Genomic DNA, 18,631 nt, shown 5'->3' with positions numbered 1-18,631 from the left:
GCGTGTCCACCTTCGACGAGTACGCGGCGCTGGCCCGTCACCTAGCGGTGCAGCACCGCGTGGGCGAGCAGGGCGCCGCCGCCGAGGCCGAACGGCAGCGCGATCTCGGCGCGGCCGTGGAGTACCTCGACCGGCGGCTGACCGCGCAGGGGCAGCGCCTCGACCACCTCGGCCGCACCATCGGCATCGCACCGGGCGGCCCGAGCCGCACCGCACCGACCGGTGCCACGCCGGGCGGAGTCATGCCCGGTGGCCCGCCTCCCGGTCCGCCGCCGAACGGCCCGCCGGTGTCCGGCCCGCCGGCCCCGCCCGGCCCGCCGGTATCCGGCCCAGCCGGTCCGCCGCCGAACGGCCCGCCGGTGTCCGGCCCGCCGGCCCCGCCCGGCCCGCCGGTATCCGGCCCAGCCGGGCCGTTGCCGACCGGCGCGCCGGTGTCCGGCCCGCCGGCCCCGCCAGACCAGTCGTGGAGCGGGGCACCCGTGTCCGGCCCAGCCGGGCCGTCGTCGACCGGCGCACCGGTGTCGGACCCGCCGGGTCGGCCGCCGGGTTCGCCCGGCTACCCGGGCGGCGGGTGGGGACCAAGGACGGGGTCGGACGGCGGCGCAGCCGCCGCCCCGGGGCGGCCGGATGTCGGGGCGTACTCCCCGGTTGGTGTGGGGGAGACGAACCCGGCGCTGCCGGTGGCGGTGAGCGCGACGGCGGCGGGGGTGCCGAGCCCGCGCACGGGTGAGGTCGACCCGGCGACGGAGCTGGAGTTGGCCCGGCGCTGGGCCGATGAGGCCGACCGGCACGGGCAGCAGGCGGAACTACTCGCCCAGCAACCGGCGCTGTTACCTGGCTGGTCGTCGCGGGCCCGAGCGGTCGCGGTCTACGCCGGTGCCGCCGGCATCGCGGGGCTGCTGTTGCTGGTCCTGACGTTCGGCTGGAGCCTCGGCGTGGTCGGGTTGGGCACCCTGCTCGCCTGGATGCTCGCCGGCCTGCCCGCCATGGCGCTGATCGGCGGCTGGCTGGTGCTCGGCCGCTGGGGGCGGCCGGCCGTCGGCGCCGCCACCCCGCCGCGCCATCCGGTCCTGGGTTTCCTGATCTGCTTCCTCGCGGTACCCCTCGCCTACTGCGGTTACCTGCTGCTCTTCCGCACCCTGCGCTGAATTCCGGTCGCCGGTCCAGCGAATCGTCGGAAGGGGCGGGTCGAGGCGACCAAGAGTGGGGCAGCGACAGATGTACCCGCCCTCGGCGGTGTGGCGCGTTCGGGTGGTCGCGGTGCGTGTGTGCATCTCGTACGCTCCTGTGTGGTCGCTCGGGTGAACGTGGCGACGCCGGAGTGGTGCGATCGTGGGGAGGGCGTGTGAGCGCAGCGGAGATGATCGCCAGGCTGGCAGCGGCGGCGCAGAAGCTGGACGAGGCAAAGGCGAAGACAGCGGCGGCGGCGCAGGACGCGGCCGAGGCCCGGCAACTAGTCGCCGGGGCCCTGCAGGGCGTGGCCGCCGGGCCGTTGATCAACATGATCGACTCGTACCGGCAGGCGCTCGCCCAGGCGGCCCAGGGGCACGAACCCGCCCGGCAACACGTCCAGGAGACGATCGCCAAGGTGCGGGCGCTGGGCAACTGAGTCGGAAACCGATCGAGGCGGTGGGATGAGCAGCGACGAGACGCGCGACGGTGGGGTGCTCGACGGCTACCACATCGGGCAGGTGCCGGCCGGTGTGGGCGACGAGGTGTCGGACTTCGCCACCGAGTGGGACGACGTAAGCTTCGCCAGCCGGGTCTGGGAGCGGCAGACGCCCGAGGGGCACCGAGTGGATCTGCGGGTCCACGTGCTGCGCGGCGACCGGCTTGTCGACCTGACCGCGCTACGGGACTTCCTCTGCGGGTATCACGAGCGCGACCCCGCCGAGTGGCAGCTGAGCGAGTTCCCGCACGGGGACAGCGTCGGTCTGCACGACGGCGCCCAGGCGTTCTGGCTCGTCGAGCCCGGCGTCGCGGTAAACGTGCTGACAACCCCGGAGTTCGGCGGGTCACTCCTGTCGACCGCCCGGTCCATCCAGGCTGGTGAGAGCGGCCCACAGGAGTGACGAGGCTGGCCGCTCAGCGCAGCCACCGCACGCGTTGCTCGACGGTCCGGATCACCCTGCGCCACGCGGCGGTCGCCGGCCCCGAATTCATGGCGTCGAGCCGACGTCGTGCGCCCCATCCGGCGAGTGGTCGGTCGGCGACCCGCATCAGATCGTCGAGCGTGTCGATCGCCGAGCCCGCGCGCAACAGGTCCAACGCCTCGGCGATCTCGAACGCTTCCGCGATGTCCACAATGAGATCGCGGTTGCTGATGAAGAGCCGGGGAACCCAGTCGGTGACCGGGCGCCTGATGCTGTAGAGAATCAGCCCGAAGTCGTACGACCGATCGTCGTCGACGCTGATGCCGGCCTTGAGGATCGAGTTCATGAACTCGTCCCAACCGGGAACGGCGGCCAACCAGTAACTGCCGGTCTCGGTCAGGTACCGGTGCAGCGCCTCCGGGGAGCGGAACAGGAGCAGCTCGCCGTCGGCGCCGGGAAAAAAGACCACAGACCCCGGGCCGTCGGATCGAGCCAACAGCGTGTAACCCTCGGCGCCATCCGACAACGAGATGGTTATCGGTTCGATGGTCAGCGGTCCCGGTAGATTCGCCGGCTCGTACCGGGGATGCGTCCACTGGGCGTGAGGATGCTGATGCTCGCGTGCCTCCCGCTCGCGTATCCGCGCCAGCCGCTCGGCCTCCGCCCGCTCGCGGTCCTCGCGTTCGCGGGCTTCCTGCTCACGGGCCTCACGCGCCGCGTGTGCCCGGGCCCGCCGTTCGTGTGCCGCACGCTCCCGGTCCCCCTGCTCACGCGCCTCGCGTTGCTGGGCTGCCCAGTCGCTGGCCCGCTGCCCACCGCCCGCCCATTGGCGCCCCGCGCGTTGCTGTTCCTCGGCCTGGCGGGCCTGGCGTTCGCGCGTCTCGCGTTCCCGAACATCAGTGAGAAGTTTGTACGCCCGGTTGATCTGCTGCATCTGACGGGTCGCTTCTTCGCGAACGTTCTCCGGACTCGACTGATGCTTGTCCGGATGCCAGACCTGCACCAGGATCAGGTAGCGCTGACGTATCTCAGCCACTGACGCTTCTCGGCTGACGCCGAGTAGCGCGTACGGATCCTGCTCGTTCGGGGACATCGATTCGCCGGATCCTCATGGGTGCTGGACGCGTCCGCCGGTGATGCTAACAGCACCCGTCGATGCGGCGGATCAGGCTGCCTTTCGGCCGGGTGCGACCCCTCCACCATGGCCTCGACACTCGGTGAGTAGGCGCAGCTTCGCCCGCAGAGCAGGGCCAGGCGATCCCGCAGGCCCGGCAACGCCACGTCGGGCGGGACGGTATGTGCTCACGGCCGGGGCGTGTTCATCCGGCAGCCCTCGTCGCAGCACGCCGCGCCGGGGCGCGAGGTGGGGGCGGCGGCGCGGGGCGCATTCCGTCGGGGCGTACGTACAACTCGCGGTGGTCGATCGCCTCGCCCTGAGAGTCGAGCTGGTACACCTCGATCCACGCCCAACCGTCGTAGGTGCTCCGACCGGTCCGCTCGCGGATCACCCGCACCGTGATCGGCCTGACGAACTGCGGGGACGCCTCGCGGGTCAGCAGGTAGACGCCCGGTGTGACCCGGGGCGTCCCGTCCTCGCGGGTGCCGCCCGGCGCGACGGCGGGGCGGGCGGCTCGGCGGGTCGGCCAGCGCGATGTCGGAACGGTATTGGCGTGCCTCGTCATGGACACGACACACCTCCCTTCGTCGACGGCGGGGTCGGGGGGTCGGGGGTTGCCGCGGTTGCTCGCCCGGCGGCGACCCCCGGCACGGGCGCGTCCTGGCGGGCCCGGGGGATGGACCGCCACCAGGCGCGTCGTGCTCCTTCCACCCTGGACGTACGCCCCTACGCTCGGAACAGTCATCGCCTGATCGCGGAACGTGACGACCGGTTTCGAGGTGGCACGGAACGGTGTGGACCGTCATGGAAGGGTGTGGAAGCCGTGGGAATCTCGCCGTCCGAGTACCTGCTTCGCGAGCTGAGGCGACGCCGGGCGGCGGCCGGACTGACCCAGGCCCAGCTCGGCGAACGGGTCTTCTGCTCGGACTCGCAGGTGAGCGCGATCGAGACCGGCACCAAGCCGCCGACGCTGCCCTACCTGACCGCCGTCGACAAGGCGCTTGACACGGGTGGCTACTTCGCGACCCTCTGGGACGAGCTGGTCAAGGGCGATGCCGCGCCGATCTGGCTGCGCGAGTTGATCCAGATCGAGCGGGAGGCGACGGCGCTGCGCTGGTACGAGCACTCCTTCGTGCCGGGGCTGCTCCAGACGGAGGCGTATGCCCGCGCGGTCTTCCGGGCGGCCGGGACGCCGCTTGCCGAGCTGGACCAGCGGGTCGCGGCGCGGCTGGAGCGGCAGGCCGTGCTCGCGCGTGACCCGGCCCCGCAGCTCTTCGTGGTGCTTGACGAGATGGTCCTGCGCCGGGCATGCGGTGGCCCCGACGTGATGGGTGAGCAGGTTGAGCACCTGTTGAGCTGCGCTGAGCAGCCGCATATCCGGTTGCAGGTCGTGCCGCTGTCCGCTGGCATCTACCCAGGTCTGGCCGGCGCGTTCATCTTGGCCGACCTGCCGGACGGGATGCGAGCCGGCTATGTGGACAATCAGTTGGCGGCACAGATTGCAGGTGAGCCGGATTCGCTGGCTAGCTTGGGATTGGCATGGGACGCGGTCCGAGGCGAAGCCCTTCCGCTGGGGCAGACCCTCGACGTGCTCAAGGAGGCGGCGAAGACATGGACCACCTGACCGGCGCTCGGTGGCGTACGTCGTCCCGCTCGTCCACGAACGGTGGTGCCTGCGTCGAGGTCGCCGACAACCTGCCCGGCGTGGTCGGCGTCCGGGACTCGAAGGACCCCACCGGCCCGCTGCTGACCTTCCCACCCACCGCCTGGCAGACCTTCATCACCCACCTCACCGTCCGGCCCTGACCCTCCGCTCAGCGCAACGTCGATCATGCAGTTGTGGTCGTTGACCGAGCAGAGCAAACCGGTCGATTACGGGTGCCACAACTGCATGATCGGCGGGCGCGACCTGAGACCGGACCGACCTCGTCTCGGGGTCCGGTCTACGGGTCGGTGAGGAGGATCCAGTCGGTGTCCAGGGGTTCGACGCGGACGCCGTCGGGCCAGGTGTGGGTTCCCGACGTGGTGGCGCGGGCCTGGTCGAACAGGGGGCGTCGGGCCGGGGTGGCGCCCTCGAAGGTGACCGGGCCGTGGAAGCGGGCCCGGCCGAAGCTGGCCGCCCCGGCGAAGCGGGCGTCGGCGAACGACGCGTCCGCCCGGAACTCGGTCCAGCGGAACAGGGCCAGGTCGGCGAAGCGTGCCCGCCGGAAGTCGGCGTCACCGCCGAACGTGCTGTGCTCCATGGACAGTCCACCGTGGAACACAGCTTCGCGGAAGCTGGCGCTGCCCGTGAAGGTCGTGTGGTCGAACGTGGCGGTCCGGTGGAACGTGCTGCCCCGCCAGGAGGTCTCGCCGAGGGTGGCCCGCTGACCCGACAGCGGGCCACCGAACCCGGCCCCGTCGGCGCTGAGCCGGCCGGTCACCCGGGCGTCGTCCAGGACGATCGTCGCGTCGCCGCCGACCCCGTCGAGCACGAGGGTGTCGAAGCCCGCACCGAGGGCCAGTCGCCCGGTCAACGTGGCACCGGTGAACCGGGTGGCGCCGGTGCAGGTGGCGCCGGTCAGGTCGGCGTCGTCAAGGGTGCAGCCGGTGGCGTCGAAGTCGTCCAGTCGCGCGCCGGTCAGGTCCAGGCGCATGCCGGGCCAGAAGGCGTCGTCGTCCGCGCGCAGGTGCCGGGTCAACACCCGCTGCGCGCTGCGGCGTACCTCCGTCTCCCGCGCGTCGTCCGGCGACGGCATCCGCAGGTACGCGCAGAGCACCCCGATGATCGTCGTACGCTGCGCCGGGTTGTCCTGTGCGAGCCGTTCCAGGGCGTGCAGGCCACCGAGGCGTACGGCCGCGTTGTCGTTGCCGAGCAGTTCGACGGCCCGGGTGTACAGCTCGGTCAGCCGGCGCTCGGCGGCGTCGTGCGCGGCGGCCTCGGCCTGGTGTTCCTGGTGTCGTTGCCCGGCCTCGGCGACCGCTTCGACGTGCGCCTGCACCCGGTCGCGGTGCGTCTGGTCGGCGGCGGCGACGCCCTCCTCGTGTCGCTGCGCCCGCTCGCTGATCCACTGTCGCCGGGCGGCGAGCAGCAGCGCCAATCCGCCGCCGGTGCCGGCAACCACTGTCAACCCGGTGCGGATGGCGTCGATGCGCAACGTGGCCCGGGTGTCCGGCGCGGTGGCGCGGTCGGCCTCGCCGAGCAGCCAGTACAGCACCCACCAGCCGAGCAGGGCGGCCAGCAGCAGCCCGATGAGTACCAGCCACCACGGCATGACCCGCAGTCGTTCGTCTGGGGGTGGGGTGCCGGGCACGGCCACAGCATGCCACCGATCCCTCCGTGGCGTAGGCCCCCGGCTCGGCCGCCCGGCGGGCTGTCGGAGCCGCCGTCGTGCGCGCGGCCGAGATCGGCCGGGTTGCTGTCGTGGCGCGGGTTCGAGATCGGCCGGGTTGCTGTCGTGGCGCGGGTTCGAGATCGGCCGGGTCGCTGTCGTGCGGTGGGTTCGAGATCGGCCGGGTCGCTGTCGTGCGGTGGGTTCGAGATCGGCCGGGTCGCTGTCGTGCGGTGGGTTCGAGATCGGCCGGGTCGCTGTCGTGCGGCGGCCGGAGGGCTGCCGGGAAAGTTGTCGCGGGATGCGGCATGCTGCGGCCTCCGGGCTCCCGGGAGAGGCCGCGATGCCGCAACGCGTGCCGGTGGTCCGGTGCTGGACTCGGGCGTTGGGTGGTGGCCGGGAGCCGGTGGCGGTATCGCGTCCGGGACCTGCCGGACGCTGTAGCGGGTTGCGGGATGTGGGGGCTTCCCTTCTCCTGAAGTGGCCGTCATGCCGCAACTCGTGCGGGCGGTTTCGTGCTGGCCGGGGGTCTGGCGGCGGTGGGGTTGCGCAGCGGCTGGCGGCCCGGTAGTTCATCATGATGCAGATCAGCCGATGGTCCGGGTGCCGACCCGGCGGCCGGTCGTGAGAGTCGAGGATGGCATGGAGTTCCTGACCAGTCCCGAGCTGTGGATCGCGTTCGCGACCCTGCTCCTGCTGGAGATCGTGCTGGGCATCGACAACGTCGTGTTCATCTCGATCCTGTCCGGGCGGTTGCCAGAGCACCAGCAGGCCCGGGCGCGGACGATCGGCATCTCGCTCGCCCTGATCACCCGACTGCTGTTGCTGGCTTCGCTGTCCTGGATCATCGGTCTGACCGCGCCGCTGTTCACCGTGCTCGGGCAGGAGATATCCGGGCGCGATCTGATTCTGCTGCTCGGCGGGATATTCCTGGTGGGCAAGGCTACGTACGAGATCCACGAGCACCTGGAAGGTTCCGACCACGGGCGCGAGGGCGGCAAGGTGGTCTCGTTCGGCGCGGTCATCGCGCAGATCCTGGTGCTGGACGTGGTCTTCTCGCTCGACTCGGTGATCACCGCGGTCGGCATGGTCGACGAACTCGCCATCATGGTCGCCGCCGTGATCATCGCGATGATCATCATGCTGGTCTCGGCCGGTGCGGTCAGCAGGTTCGTCAACCAGCATCCGACGGTCAAGATGCTGGCCCTGTCGTTCCTGCTGCTCATCGGTGCCAGCCTCATCGCGGAGAGCTTCGACCAGCACATCCCGAAGGGCTACGTGTACGGCCCGATCGCCTTCTCGATCTTCGTGGAGTTCCTCAACCTGCGGGTTCGGGCGCGGCAGCGCCGCCAGCAGGAGAATCAGCCGGTACAGCTGCACCCGACGTACGTGAAGCAGGGCCAGGCCCGTCCCGAGCCGAAGCCAGAGTCGGAGGCGACGCCAGCCGGCTGACCCACGCCGAACTCGACGCCGCACGCACCCATCCGGTGCGTGCGGCGCTCGTCGTACGTGGACGGTTCTGTCGGCTCCGCTCGGAGACATCCGAGGGAGCAATCGCTACCCGCGCGTAACTTTTCATTGACGTTTCTGGATCGTTACCCGCATCATCAGTGCACGGTCGATCGGACATCCCACCGCCTCCACCCGGTAACCCCGGGATCCCCCTTGGGAGGTGCAGCGATGCTGCTCCGAAAGGCTGTCCCCGTCCTGGCACTCACTGTCGTCGCCGTCCTCGCGGCTCCCGCCGCCACGGCCGCTCCACCCGATACGGCAGCACCCACCTCCGGCTCCGCCACCTCCGGCTCCGCCACCTCCGGCTCCGCCACCTCCGGCTCCGCCACCTCCGGCTCCGCCACCTCCGGCTCCGCCACCTCCGGCTCCGCCGGTACCGGTGTTGCCGCCACCGGCACCGTGATTGCCGGCACCGCCGGGCCTGCTGGCGCCGCCATCACCGGCATCCCCACCACGAACGGTGCGACCGCAGCGGCCGGCGTGCTCCCTGCGCCCGGCGCCGCCGCCGGGTCTGTCCGCGAGGCTGGGTCTGTCCGCGAGGCTGGGTCTGCCGACGCGACCGGGTCCGTCGGCGTCGCGTCCACCCGTGAGGCCGCTGCCGACGCAGGCTTGCGGGCGCTGGCCGGCGCCAATCCGGTCATCGTGGTCGGTGGGCTCAGCGGCATCGCCGCTGTCTACGAGCCGCTTGCCGGCCGGCTGCGCGCCGACGGCTACCGGGTCTGGATCTACCAGTTGCCCAACCTGGGACTCGGCGACATCACCGCGTCCGCCGCCGGGCTGCGCGGGTATGTGGGGCAGGTCCGCGCCGCCACCGGAGGTGCCAAGGTCGACCTGGTCGCACACTCCGAAGGGGGCCTGGTCAGCCGCTACTACATCAAGAACCTCGGTGGCGACGACGCCGTCGAACGCTACGTCAGCCTGGGCACCCCGCAGTACGGCACGTACGTGGCCAACATCGTGTCGTTCCTCGGTCTGGGCAGCTGTGCCGGCGTGGTCGCCTGTCAGCAGATGACCATCGGATCGTCGTTCCTCACCGCCCTCAACGCGGGCGACGACACCCCGGCCCCGGTGCGCTGGACCGCGGTGCGGACCTGGCAGGACGAACTGGTCCGACCGGTCGACAACGCGAAGCTGGCCGACGGCGCGACAAACGTACTGATCCAGTCCTGGTGCCCGTTGCGTGTGGTCGGTCACCTCGGCCTGGTGCTCGACGGCACCACCTACACCGTCGTCCGACAGGTCCTCCGGGAAGCCGCGATCAAACCCAACTGCCTCGCCCTGTGACCCACCCGGCCCGGCGGCTGCACGGAGCCGCCGGGCCGCAGCCGCCGACATCCCCACCTGCCCGTTGACAAAGCCCCACCCAGACAACACCCCCGATGCCAGGCGGGCCGCGCAGGCAGCAGTTTCCCCGAACTTGTCGGGTCCAGGCGGGCGCAGGCTGCAGTTTCCCCGAAGTTGCAGGCGCACGGCACGGCGTGCACGGCACGCACGGCGTGCACGGCACGCACGGCGCACGGCGTGCAGGCACGGCCACGGCGCGCGCGACGCGCACGGCACGGCGCGTTACCCGGTCGGCTTTGGGACAGCGGCCGTTCACCGCAGCTGCTACCCCTGAGCGAACGGTGCCTGCGACGGGAGGGCTGGCATGTGGCAGCGATTCAGGTCCGACCCGGTGCGGCGGCTGCGGAAGCGGCTCGACGACTTCGGCACCACCATGGAGCCCCGGTGGGTGCTGGAACCCGCAGCCCTCCAGGAGGCCCGACCGGTGTACGAACTGCTCGACGGGGTGGCCGGGCGCGACTCACTCGCCGAGCACGAGGCTGAGGCCCTGTTCCTGCTGGCCTGCCTGCACTGGTACCGGTACCAGAGTCTGCCGGCCGGGCAGAACGACGCCGATCTCGTGCAGGCGGTCGGGTTGACTAAGATGCTGCTGTACCTGGCACCGCAGCGGGTACCGCCGTCGTTGCTGGCCCTGCTCCACGCCCACACGCCCACCAGCGCGGGTTCGGCCCAGACCGGTGGCCGGATCCCGGCAGCCCGCTCCGCGCCCGGCCGATCCGGCGGCGACGCGCCGGCCGAACTGTTCCGCCAGGCGGTCGCGCTGATGGGCGGGGCCGAACGTTCCGGGGACTACCGGGTGGCCGGTCAGGCGCAGGCCCTGCTGGAACGGGCGCTGGCCGGCACACCGTCGGGCGTACCCGAGCGCCTGCACTACCTCTCCGCGCTCGGACGGGTGCACCGCGATCAGTACCTGCACCTGGGCCGGCAGCTGTCGCTTCCGGCGGCGATCGACGCGCACCGGGAGAGTCTGGAGTCGACGCCGGCCGGTGACCCGGAGCGCCCCGCTCGGCTTTTCAACCTCGGCAACGTTCTCGGCGACCGGTTCGAGCAGGCAGGTGACGTGGCGGCGCTGGACGAGTCGATCCGACTGCTCGGCGACGCGGCCCGGGCCGCGTCCGCCGACTCGCCGGTCTGGATGATCGCCCGCGTCAACCTCGGCGACCGGCTGCGTGAACGCTGGCAGCGACGCGGTGAGCCGTCCGACCTCGACCGGGCCGTCGACGCGCTGGCGCAGGCGGTGTCCGTCCGGGCCGATCCGCTGGTGGTCTTCACGTACGCCACGCTGGCCAGTAGGCGGTTCGTGGTCAGCGGCACCGACGGTGACCTGGACACGGCGATCGAGGCCAACCGTGCCGCGCTGGCGGCGGGACTCGGCGAGCAACGGGACGGCCTGGCGCGAGCCACCCTGGCCGGGCTGGTCGGTGAGCGGCACCAGCGGCGGCAGACCCTGGCCGACCTGGACGCGGCGATCGAGGCGTATCGGGCGGCGGCGGTCCGACCTCGGCTCGACGGGCTGGACGTCGGCGGGCTGTGGCAGGCCGAGGGCAAGCTGCTAAAGGTGCGCTATGCGCAGCACCGCCGCCCGGAGGATCTCCACGAGGCGGTGCGACTGCTGCGGGCGGCGGCCGACGGGACGACCGACCCGGTGGAGCGGGCCCGACGCCTCGGCGACCTCGGGTACACGCTGGGCCGGTGGCACGCCGACCTGGCCGGGGTACCGACGTTGCGGGAGGCCCGCGACGTGCTCGCCGAGGCGGAGCGGCTGCTGCCGGCGGATCATCCGGACCGGCCCGACCTGTCGAACAACCTGGGCAACATGCTGCGGGAGCTGGCCAACCTGGCCGGGGAACCCGACCTGCTGGAACCGGCCGTGGCGAGGCTGCGCGAGGCGGTCGCCGCCACCGCGAGTTCCGCGAAACTGCCGCTCCGCCTGTCGAATCTGGGTCTGGTCCTTCAGGAACTCTTCGGCCGCACCCAGGACCTGGGCATCCTCACCGAGGCGATCGACGTGCTGCGGCGGTCGGTGGCGGCTGCCCCATCCGGGCACCCGGACCGGATGCTCGGCCTGCTCAACCTGGGATCGGCGTTGAACCGGCGCACCGAGCTGGTCGTCAACGCCGCGCTGCCGGCCGACGGCGGCACCGCACCGGAGCAGGCCCGGGCGGCCGCGCTGACCGACGCCGAGCAGGCGGTCGCGCTGCTGCGGGAGGCGGCGGAGCTGGCGCAGCGGGACGCCGAGCCCGTCGACCGGGTACGCATCGGCGGCACGCTCGCCCTCAGCCACCTGCTGCGGCACCAACTCAGCGACGATTCCGCCGCGCTCGACGAGGCGGTCACGCTGCTGCGCCAGATCGAACAGGCGACATCCGCCTCGGCGCCGGAACGGCACCAACCGCTGACCAACCTCGGTAACGCATTGCTGATCAGGTTCCGGGCCGGTCGGGCCGGCCGCGACGCCCACGAGATGCTGACCGTGTACCGGGCGGCGGTCGCGGCCCTGCCCGTCGGTCATCCGGAACGGACAATGTGCCTGAACAACCTGGCCGCCGCCGTCGAGGAGATCGCGCACGCCACCCGGGACGCCCCGGTTTCGGCTGAGGCCGCCGCCACCGCGTCCGTGCCCGCCACCGCGTCCGTGCCCGCCACCGCGTCCGTGCCCGCCACCGCGTCCGCGCCCGCCACCGCGCCCGCCACCGCGTCCGCGCCCGCCACCGCGCCCGCCTGCGGCCCGACCAGCACTGCGCCGCCCGCGGAGCCGACCGGCATCGCTCCGGCCGTCTCCGGTGACCTGCCGTCGGTCGACCTGTCCGAGGCGATCACCGCGTTGCGGGAGGCCGCCGCGACCGAGGCGGCGCCGTCGCTGTTGCGGGCCGGCGCCGCGCGGACCTACGCCGGTCTCGCCGCCGAGGCCGGCGACCTGCCGGCGGCGCTGGACGGCTACACCACCGCGATCGAGCTGCTCGACCTGGTGGCCTGGCACGGCATGGATCTCGACGACCAGGGTCGACTGCTCGGGCAGTTCCCGGGCCTGGCCGGCGACGCCGCGGCGGTGGCGATCGCGCTCGGCCGGCCGGAACGCGCGGTGGAGCTGCTGGAGTACGGCCGGGGGGTGCTGCTCACCCGGGCCCACGACGCCGGTGCCGACCTGGCCGCGCTGCGTGCGCGGGAGCCCCGGTTGGCCGAGCGGCTGGCCGCCACCCAGACCGCCCTCGACCGCCTCGATCCCCGGCCCGGCCGGTCGCTGCTCGCCGGGCTGACGGCCCCGATCGTCGCCGGAGTGACCGCGGACCAGATGGGCTCGGAGCGCCGGCACGAGCTGGCTCGCCAGCGACGCGAGGTGCTGGCGCAGATCCGGCGGCTGGCCGGCTTCGAAGGTTTCCTGCGCCCACCCCCCTTCGCCGACCTGGCGCAGGCGGCCGGCAACGGCCCGGTGGTGCTGGTGAACGTCGCCGCGCGGCGCTGCGACGCGCTGGTGGTCGACGAGGGTCGGGTGACGGTGGTGCCGTTGCCCGAGCTGACCCTCGGCGAACTGCACCTGCGGGCCGTGTACTTCCTGACCGGGCTGGCCGAGGTCACCGCGTCCGGCGGTGACCCGGGGCCGGACGGGCAGCGTCGCCGGGCCGCGTTCCGGCGGCGGATACCGGAGACCCTCGACTGGCTGTGGCGGGTGGTCGCCGCCCCGGTGCTGGACGCGCTGGGCGAGCCCGCCGGGCCACCGGATCCCGGCGTCGCTCCGGCCCGCCTGTGGTGGTGTCCCACCGGAGTGCTCACCTTGCTGCCGCTGCACGCCGCCGCCCCGCTGAGTGGGGGGGCCGGGGTCCTCGACCGGGTCGTCCCGTCGTACACGGCCTCGTTGCGGGCGCTCATCCGGGCCCGGCGGGGGCCGGCGGGCCGGGCCGTGCCGGTCACCTCGGCCCTGATGGTCGCGATGCCACGGACGCCAGGGCTGGCGGACCTGCCCGGCGCGGCGGGGGAGGAGGCCGTGGTGCGCCGGTACGTGACCGACGTGACGTCGCTGACCGCAGCGGCGGCCACTCCCGCCGCGGTGCTCGGCGCACTGCCGGGAACGTCGGTGGTCCACCTGTGTTGTCACGGTACGCAGGATCTCGCCGCACCCGCCCGGGGCCGGCTCGCGTTGGCCGGCGGCCCGCTGCACGTACGGGATCTGTGGCGGCCGGCGGACACCACGGCGGCGCTCGCGGTGTTGTCCGCCTGCGACACGGTACGCGGCGGCGCCGCTCTGCCGGACGAGGCGCTGACCCTGGGCACCGCGTTCCAGTTGGCGGGTTTCCGGCACGTCATCGGCGCGCTCTGGGCCATCTCCGACGCGTTGACCGTGCAGCTGTGCGAGGACCTGTACGCGGCGTTGGCGGTGCCCGGCGGGCTCGACCCGGAGCGGGCCGCGTCCGCCCTGCACCATGCCGTCCAGCAGGTGCGTGCGGCCCTGCCCGACCTGCCGGAACTCTGGGCCGGCTACGCCCACATCGGCCCCTGACCGGAGCAGTCCGCCGCCACGGATCATCGGCACGCAGCGAACCGCCGACGACGCACCGGCCCCGGCCGGGTACCGGATCGAATCTGGTCAGGGCTGGCCGGGCGCGTACCAGGTGACTCCCACGGCGGCGATCAGCAGGGCCGTGCAGAGCAGCACCAGTAGCACCCCGAGGCGCAGCGCCCGGGCCGCGACGAGGGCCTCCCGGTGCTCGCCGAGCGGCGCCGGGGGCAACTCGGCCACCGGCGTCACCGACAGCGGTCCGTGGGCGGCCCGCAGCAACGCCAGCGCCCCGGCCACCCCGGCCACGATCGCGGCCAGCAGCAGCACGCCGACCAGCGCACCCCAGCCCGGGGCGAGCGTGCTGACGTCGGAACGGCCCCGGATCAGGCTGAAGCCGATCAGCGCGACGAGCAGGCCGCCCAGCCCGTTGCGCCAGGCCAGCGCGGCGGTCCGGACCCGGTCCAGCTCGCCGCGCAGCAACGCGGCCAGCTCCTGGGCCCGACGCAGGTCGGTGAGCGTCGCCGTGGGGCCCGGCCGCACCCGGATCACGCCTCGACCTCCAGCGTCACCGTCCAGTACGCGCCGCAGCCGGCCAGCCCGTCCGGGCGGGCCGGGTGGTCGGCGGCGCAGCTGCACAGCAGCGTCCGGTAGCCAGGGTCGACGGCTGCCTGCGGCGTCTCCCGCCGGTAGACCTCGCCGACGATCGGGCAGGTGATCGGGTGCTGGCAGCGGGGGCAGTCGCCGCTGAGCAGCACCGCCGGACCGTACCGGCGCACCGAGAACGTCTCCGCGACCCGGCTGCCGTACCTCTCTTCGGTGATTTCCGCGTACGGCAGCGGCTGCGCCGCCGGCTCACCATTCCGCACCGATGCACACTCCCACCGTCACCCGCACGACATCGATCACACGGTAGCGATCGCCCGCCCGTAGGTCACCCGGCGCGCGGACCGACCCGGCTGTCGGTGTCGCGGCGGGGCGACCGGGCACCGGGGGCCGGGCAGCCCGGGAGGATCGGCGGAGCGGCCGTGCGGCCGGACCGTCCGTGGGAGGCTAAACGGTGCCGCCGCGTGCACCGCCCGGCGTCGGCGGGCCGTGCGAAAGGGAGACCATGTCAGGGGAGCCGCAGGTCGATTTCGCGCTCGACACGTACGAGTGCATCGTGCTGTATCCCGGCGCCGCCGGACGGGCGTTGCCGGCCGAGACCGTCCAGCGGTTGCAGGCCGAGCATGCCCGGCACATGCAGGCGATGCAGGAGCGCGGCATCATCCTCGTCGCCGGTGCGGTGGACGGCCAGGCCCGGGAACCGGACCCGCCGCTGGGGTTCGGTCTGGCGCGGACCGGATCGGTCGACGATGTCCGCAGCGTGATGGAAGCCGACCCGGCGGTGCAGGCCGGCCTCTACCGGGTGGACGTGATGACCTTCCTCTGCCCGGCCGGCTCGTTGGAGTTTCCGCTGGTCAAGACGGAGAGCTGAGCCGACCCGGCCAACTTCACGCCATGTTGTCGAATGGTTACGGAGAGTCGTCGGCCTGGAGCGCCCCGACGTGCCCTGGCGCCAGGGGCGTACCATTCCGGCGCGCGGTCGCCGTTGCCCGCCATCGACGTCCGGAGCGGCCCACGCTCGTCGGCTGCGCAGTGAGCCGCGTGCCGTTGGACAACTGTTCCACATTGCGCAAGGGGTCGGCCGGTGGTCCGACCCGGAGGAGAGACTAGCCTGATGGGCGTGACACGCCGCGCGAAGATCGTCTGCACTCTTGGCCCCGCCACCTCGTCGCCCGAGCGCATCCGCGGGCTCGTCGAAGCCGGCATGAACGTGGCGAGGCTCAACTTCAGCCACGGCAGCCACGCCGACCACGAGTCGGTCTACCGGCTTGTCCGGGAGGCGGCCGAGGCGGCGGGCCAGCCGGTGGCGATCCTGGCCGACCTCCAGGGGCCCAAGATCCGACTCGGCCGGTTCGCCGACGGGCCGCACGAGTGGCGTACCGGCGACTCCGTGGTGATCACCGGCGACGACATCGTGGGCAGCAAGGAGCGGGTCTCCTGCACGTACCGCAAGCTTCCCCAGGAGGTCAAGCCCGGTGACCGGCTGCTGATCGACGACGGCCGGGTCGCCGTCGAGGTCACCGACGTCACCGGCAACGACATCCGGGTGCTGGTCACCGAGGGCGGGCCGGTCAGCAACAACAAGGGCGTCTCGCTGCCCAACGTGGCGGTCAGCGTGCCCGCCCTGTCGGAGAAGGACGCCGCCGACCTGCGCTTCGCGCTCGGCCTTGGTGTCGACCTGGTCGCCCTGTCGTTCGTCCGCTCCGCGGACGACATCAAGCTGTGCCACGCGATCATGAGCGAGGTCGGCGTGCACCGCCCGGTGCTGGCCAAGGTCGAGAAGCCGGAGGCGGTCGACCACCTCGAAGCGATCGTGCTGGCCTTCGACGGGGTGATGGTGGCCCGCGGCGACCTCGGCGTGGAGCTGCCGCTCGACGAGGTGCCGCTGGTGCAGAAGCGTGCGGTGCAGTTGTGCCGGGAGAACGCCAAGCCGGTCATCGTGGCCACCCAGATGCTCGACTCGATGATCGAGAATTCCCGGCCGACCCGCGCCGAGGCATCCGACGTCGCCAACGCGGTGCTCGACGGCGCCGACGCCGTGATGCTCTCCGGCGAGACGAGCGTCGGCAAGTACCCGGTGCTCACCGTCAGTACCATGTCCAAGATCGTCACCACCACCGAGGCCGGATCGATCCTGGTGCCCCGCCTCCAGCACGACCCGCGTACGCACGGCGGCGCGCTCACCGTGGCCGCCTCCTCGATCGCCCGGGCCATCGGCGCCAAGGCGCTTGTCGCGTTCTCGCAGACCGGTGACACCGTGCGTCGGCTCAGCCGGCTGCACTGCGACCTGCCGCTGCTGGCCTTCACCCCGGTGCCCGAGGTCCGGGCGCAGCTCGCCCTCTCCTGGGGGGTGGAGACCTTCCTGATGCCGTTCGTGCAGCACACCGACGACATGTTCCGCCAGGTCGACCAGGCGCTGCTCGGGCTGAACCGGGGCAACCCCGGCGACTACGTGGTGATCGTGGCGGGCAGTCCGCCCGGTAGCCCCGGCTCGACAAACACGCTGCGGGTGCACCAGCTCGGGTCGCTTGTCGACGCCGCCACCGCGCGGGCCTTGCAGTGACCGACACCTCGCTCGTCGGTCAGGCCGCCGTCGACCAGCTGCTGGAGGTGCTGGACCTCGCGTCCACCGGCGCCATGTCGTTCCGGGGGATGAGCCCGCCGGTCGGCCCGCAGCGGGTGTACGGCGGTCAGGTCGCCGGTCAGGCCCTGGTCGCCGCCGGCCGCACCGTCGACCCGGAGCGGGTGGTGCACTCGCTGCACGGCTACTTCGTGCGCGCCGGCGACCCGGTCGAGCCGATCGAGTACGAGGTGGAGAACATCCGGGACGGTCGCTCGTTCTCGGTGCGCCGCTCGGTCGCGCTCCAGCACGGTAAGCCCATCTTCTTCATGTCCGCCTCGTTCCAGCGACCGGAGGAGGGGCTGGACCACCATGCCCCGCTGCCGCCGGACGTGCCCGGGCCGGAATCGGTCCCGACCATGACCGACCGGCTGTCCCGCTACCCGGAGCGGCTGGGCATCTGGGGGCAGATTCCCCGCCCGATCGACGTGCGCTACGTCGGTGAGCCGGGTTGGGTCCGTCCGGGCGACCGGCCTGCCGACCCGCACCAGCGGGTGTGGATGCGCATCGACGGCAAGCTGCCCGACGATCCGCTGTTGCACGCCTGCGCCCTGACGTACGCCTCCGACCTGACCCTGCTCGACTCGGTGCTCTCCGTGCACGGCGAGGTGTGGGGGCCCGGTGGCGTGGTGGGCGCGAGCCTGGACCACGCCCTGTGGTTCCACCGGCCGTTCCGGGCCGACGAATGGTTCCTCTACGACTGCTGGAGCCCGTCGGCCTCCGGCGCGCGCGGGCTGGCCACCGGCCGCATGTTCACCGTGGCCGGCAGCCAGATCGCCAGTGCCGTGCAGGAGGGCCTGCTGCGCCGGGTCGGCGACTGAGGCGCCGTTTCGGCCGCCTCGGCCAGCGACCGCCGCGACCACGGTACGACGTGCCGGACCTTTGTCGACCGCTGGTGGGCCGCCGGGCAATGCCCTGGTACCCGACAGTTAACCTTTCGGACATGCGTCTCTCAGCCCGGGTGGACTACGCCCTTCGCGCGGTCGCCGAACTGGCCTCGGTGACCGGGGCTGGACGTGGTCGCCCGGTCACCGCCGACCAGATCGCGCGGGCGCAGCAGATCCCACCGAAGTTCCTGGAGAGCATCCTGCTGCAACTGCGCCGCGCCGGCGTGGTGCAGGCCCAGCGCGGGCCTGAGGGCGGCTACTGGTTGGCCCGGCCGGCCGAGGAGATCTGCCTCGCCGACGTGATCCGGGTGATCGACGGGCCGTTGGCCCACGTGCGGGGCCAACGCCCCGAGCATCTCGGATACCAGGGTGCGGCCCGCGCGTTGCAGGAGGTCTGGATCGCGTTGCGGGCCAGCGAGCGGCAGATCCTCGAACTGGTCACCGTCGCCGACGTCGCGCGGGGCACCCTGCCCGAGCCGGTCACCAAACTGGTCGCCGACCCCGGCGCCTGGAGCTGACCACCCGCGCCACCGCCGGACGGCCTGCCACGTGGCGGCGTGTCGTCTCACTGACTGATCCCAGGGTTGACCCGAGGCCGACCGTGCCGCATTCTCGACCAAGCCGATAGGAGATATCGATTAGCCGGGAG

The 18,631-nt window shown here is 72.6% G+C and carries 17 protein-coding genes; 12 read left to right on the top strand and 5 right to left on the bottom strand.

All coding sequences use genetic code 11. From position 1 onward, the window contains the following. Nucleotides 1-2 precede the first annotated feature (2 nt). The 3 genes from O7601_RS27045 to O7601_RS27035 all read left to right on the top strand — a co-directional run bounded on the left by O7601_RS27045 (nt 3) and on the right by O7601_RS27035 (nt 2,072). Nucleotides 3-1,148, top strand: coding sequence for a hypothetical protein (locus O7601_RS27045; protein ID WP_281563883.1), 1,146 nt, complete (start codon nt 3-5; stop codon nt 1,146-1,148). Nucleotides 1,149-1,345: 197 nt separating this feature from the next. Then, entirely contained in the window at nt 1,346-1,609 is a 264-nt protein-coding gene (locus tag O7601_RS27040; protein WP_204014823.1) for a DUF6244 family protein, read from the top strand. Nucleotides 1,610-1,634: 25 nt separating this feature from the next. Next, entirely contained in the window at nt 1,635-2,072 is a 438-nt protein-coding gene (locus tag O7601_RS27035; RefSeq protein ID WP_281563882.1) for a hypothetical protein, read from the top strand. A 13-nt stretch (nt 2,073-2,085) separates the two neighbouring features. Here O7601_RS27035 and O7601_RS27030 read toward each other — a convergent pair whose 3' ends face one another. Next, a complete protein-coding gene (locus tag O7601_RS27030; protein ID WP_281563881.1) occupies nt 2,086-3,186 on the bottom strand; it encodes a J domain-containing protein in 1,101 nt (366 codons plus the stop codon). A gap of 226 nt (nt 3,187-3,412) precedes the next feature. Beyond that, the gene (locus tag O7601_RS27025) at nt 3,413-3,775 is read right to left on the bottom strand and encodes a hypothetical protein (RefSeq protein ID WP_281567053.1); all 363 of its coding nucleotides are present in this window, start codon (nt 3,773-3,775) and stop codon (nt 3,413-3,415) included. 258 nt (nt 3,776-4,033) lie between these two features. Between O7601_RS27025 and O7601_RS27020 the strand changes: the two genes are divergently transcribed. Together O7601_RS27020 and O7601_RS27015 are read left to right on the top strand one after the other, a co-directional pair. Beyond that, nucleotides 4,034-4,834 carry a helix-turn-helix transcriptional regulator gene (locus O7601_RS27020; protein WP_281563880.1) on the top strand — a complete coding sequence of 267 codons (801 nt, stop codon included), beginning with the start codon at nt 4,034-4,036 and terminating at the stop codon, nt 4,832-4,834. Continuing rightward, complete coding sequence (locus tag O7601_RS27015) at nt 4,822-5,016, top strand: DUF397 domain-containing protein (protein ID WP_281563879.1); 195 nt, start codon at nt 4,822-4,824, stop codon at nt 5,014-5,016. Before O7601_RS27020 ends, O7601_RS27015 begins: the two co-directional genes overlap by 13 nt. 137 nt (nt 5,017-5,153) lie before the next feature. Here O7601_RS27015 and O7601_RS27010 read toward each other — a convergent pair whose 3' ends face one another. Beyond that, complete coding sequence (locus tag O7601_RS27010; protein WP_281563878.1) at nt 5,154-6,503, bottom strand: pentapeptide repeat-containing protein; 1,350 nt, start codon at nt 6,501-6,503, stop codon at nt 5,154-5,156. Nucleotides 6,504-7,145: 642 nt separating this feature from the next. On the opposite strand from O7601_RS27010, the gene O7601_RS27005 reads away from it, so the two are divergent. The 3 genes from O7601_RS27005 to O7601_RS26995 all read left to right on the top strand — a co-directional run bounded on the left by O7601_RS27005 (nt 7,146) and on the right by O7601_RS26995 (nt 13,872). Then, nucleotides 7,146-7,973: a TerC family protein gene (locus O7601_RS27005; RefSeq protein WP_281563877.1), complete on the top strand. Its 828-nt coding sequence runs from the start codon at nt 7,146-7,148 to the stop codon at nt 7,971-7,973. 504 nt (nt 7,974-8,477) lie between these two features. Then, complete coding sequence (locus O7601_RS27000) at nt 8,478-9,317, top strand: alpha/beta fold hydrolase (protein WP_281567052.1); 840 nt, start codon at nt 8,478-8,480, stop codon at nt 9,315-9,317. A gap of 364 nt (nt 9,318-9,681) precedes the next feature. Then, complete coding sequence (locus O7601_RS26995) at nt 9,682-13,872, top strand: CHAT domain-containing protein (protein ID WP_281563876.1); 4,191 nt, start codon at nt 9,682-9,684, stop codon at nt 13,870-13,872. An 87-nt stretch (nt 13,873-13,959) separates the two neighbouring features. Here O7601_RS26995 and O7601_RS26990 read toward each other — a convergent pair whose 3' ends face one another. Then, nucleotides 13,960-14,421: a hypothetical protein gene (locus tag O7601_RS26990; RefSeq protein WP_281563875.1), complete on the bottom strand. Its 462-nt coding sequence runs from the start codon at nt 14,419-14,421 to the stop codon at nt 13,960-13,962. After that, the gene (locus O7601_RS26985; RefSeq protein ID WP_281563874.1) at nt 14,418-14,738 is read right to left on the bottom strand and encodes a hypothetical protein; all 321 of its coding nucleotides are present in this window, start codon (nt 14,736-14,738) and stop codon (nt 14,418-14,420) included. Before O7601_RS26985 ends, O7601_RS26990 begins: the two co-directional genes overlap by 4 nt. Nucleotides 14,739-14,980: 242 nt before the next feature. Here O7601_RS26985 and O7601_RS26980 point away from each other — a divergent pair, with 242 nt between their 5' ends. The 4 genes from O7601_RS26980 to O7601_RS26965 all read left to right on the top strand — a co-directional run bounded on the left by O7601_RS26980 (nt 14,981) and on the right by O7601_RS26965 (nt 18,500). Continuing rightward, complete coding sequence (locus O7601_RS26980; RefSeq protein WP_281563873.1) at nt 14,981-15,346, top strand: YciI family protein; 366 nt, start codon at nt 14,981-14,983, stop codon at nt 15,344-15,346. Between the two features lie 243 nt (nt 15,347-15,589). Beyond that, complete coding sequence (gene pyk / locus O7601_RS26975; RefSeq protein WP_281563872.1) at nt 15,590-17,038, top strand: pyruvate kinase; 1,449 nt, start codon at nt 15,590-15,592, stop codon at nt 17,036-17,038. Further along, nucleotides 17,035-17,916 (top strand): acyl-CoA thioesterase II, encoded by an 882-nt coding sequence (locus tag O7601_RS26970; RefSeq protein WP_281563871.1) that lies wholly within the window; start codon nt 17,035-17,037, stop codon nt 17,914-17,916. Before pyk ends, O7601_RS26970 begins: the two co-directional genes overlap by 4 nt. A 122-nt stretch (nt 17,917-18,038) precedes the next feature. Continuing rightward, a complete protein-coding gene (locus tag O7601_RS26965; RefSeq protein WP_281563870.1) occupies nt 18,039-18,500 on the top strand; it encodes an Rrf2 family transcriptional regulator in 462 nt (153 codons plus the stop codon). The last annotated feature ends 131 nt before the right edge of the window (nt 18,501-18,631 follow it).

The organism is Verrucosispora sp. WMMD573 (assembly GCF_027497175.1).
In the GTDB taxonomy this organism is placed as follows: domain Bacteria; phylum Actinomycetota; class Actinomycetes; order Mycobacteriales; family Micromonosporaceae; genus Micromonospora.
The sequence above is the reverse complement of the archived record's forward strand: the minus strand, read 5'-3'. Positions and strand labels throughout refer to the sequence as shown.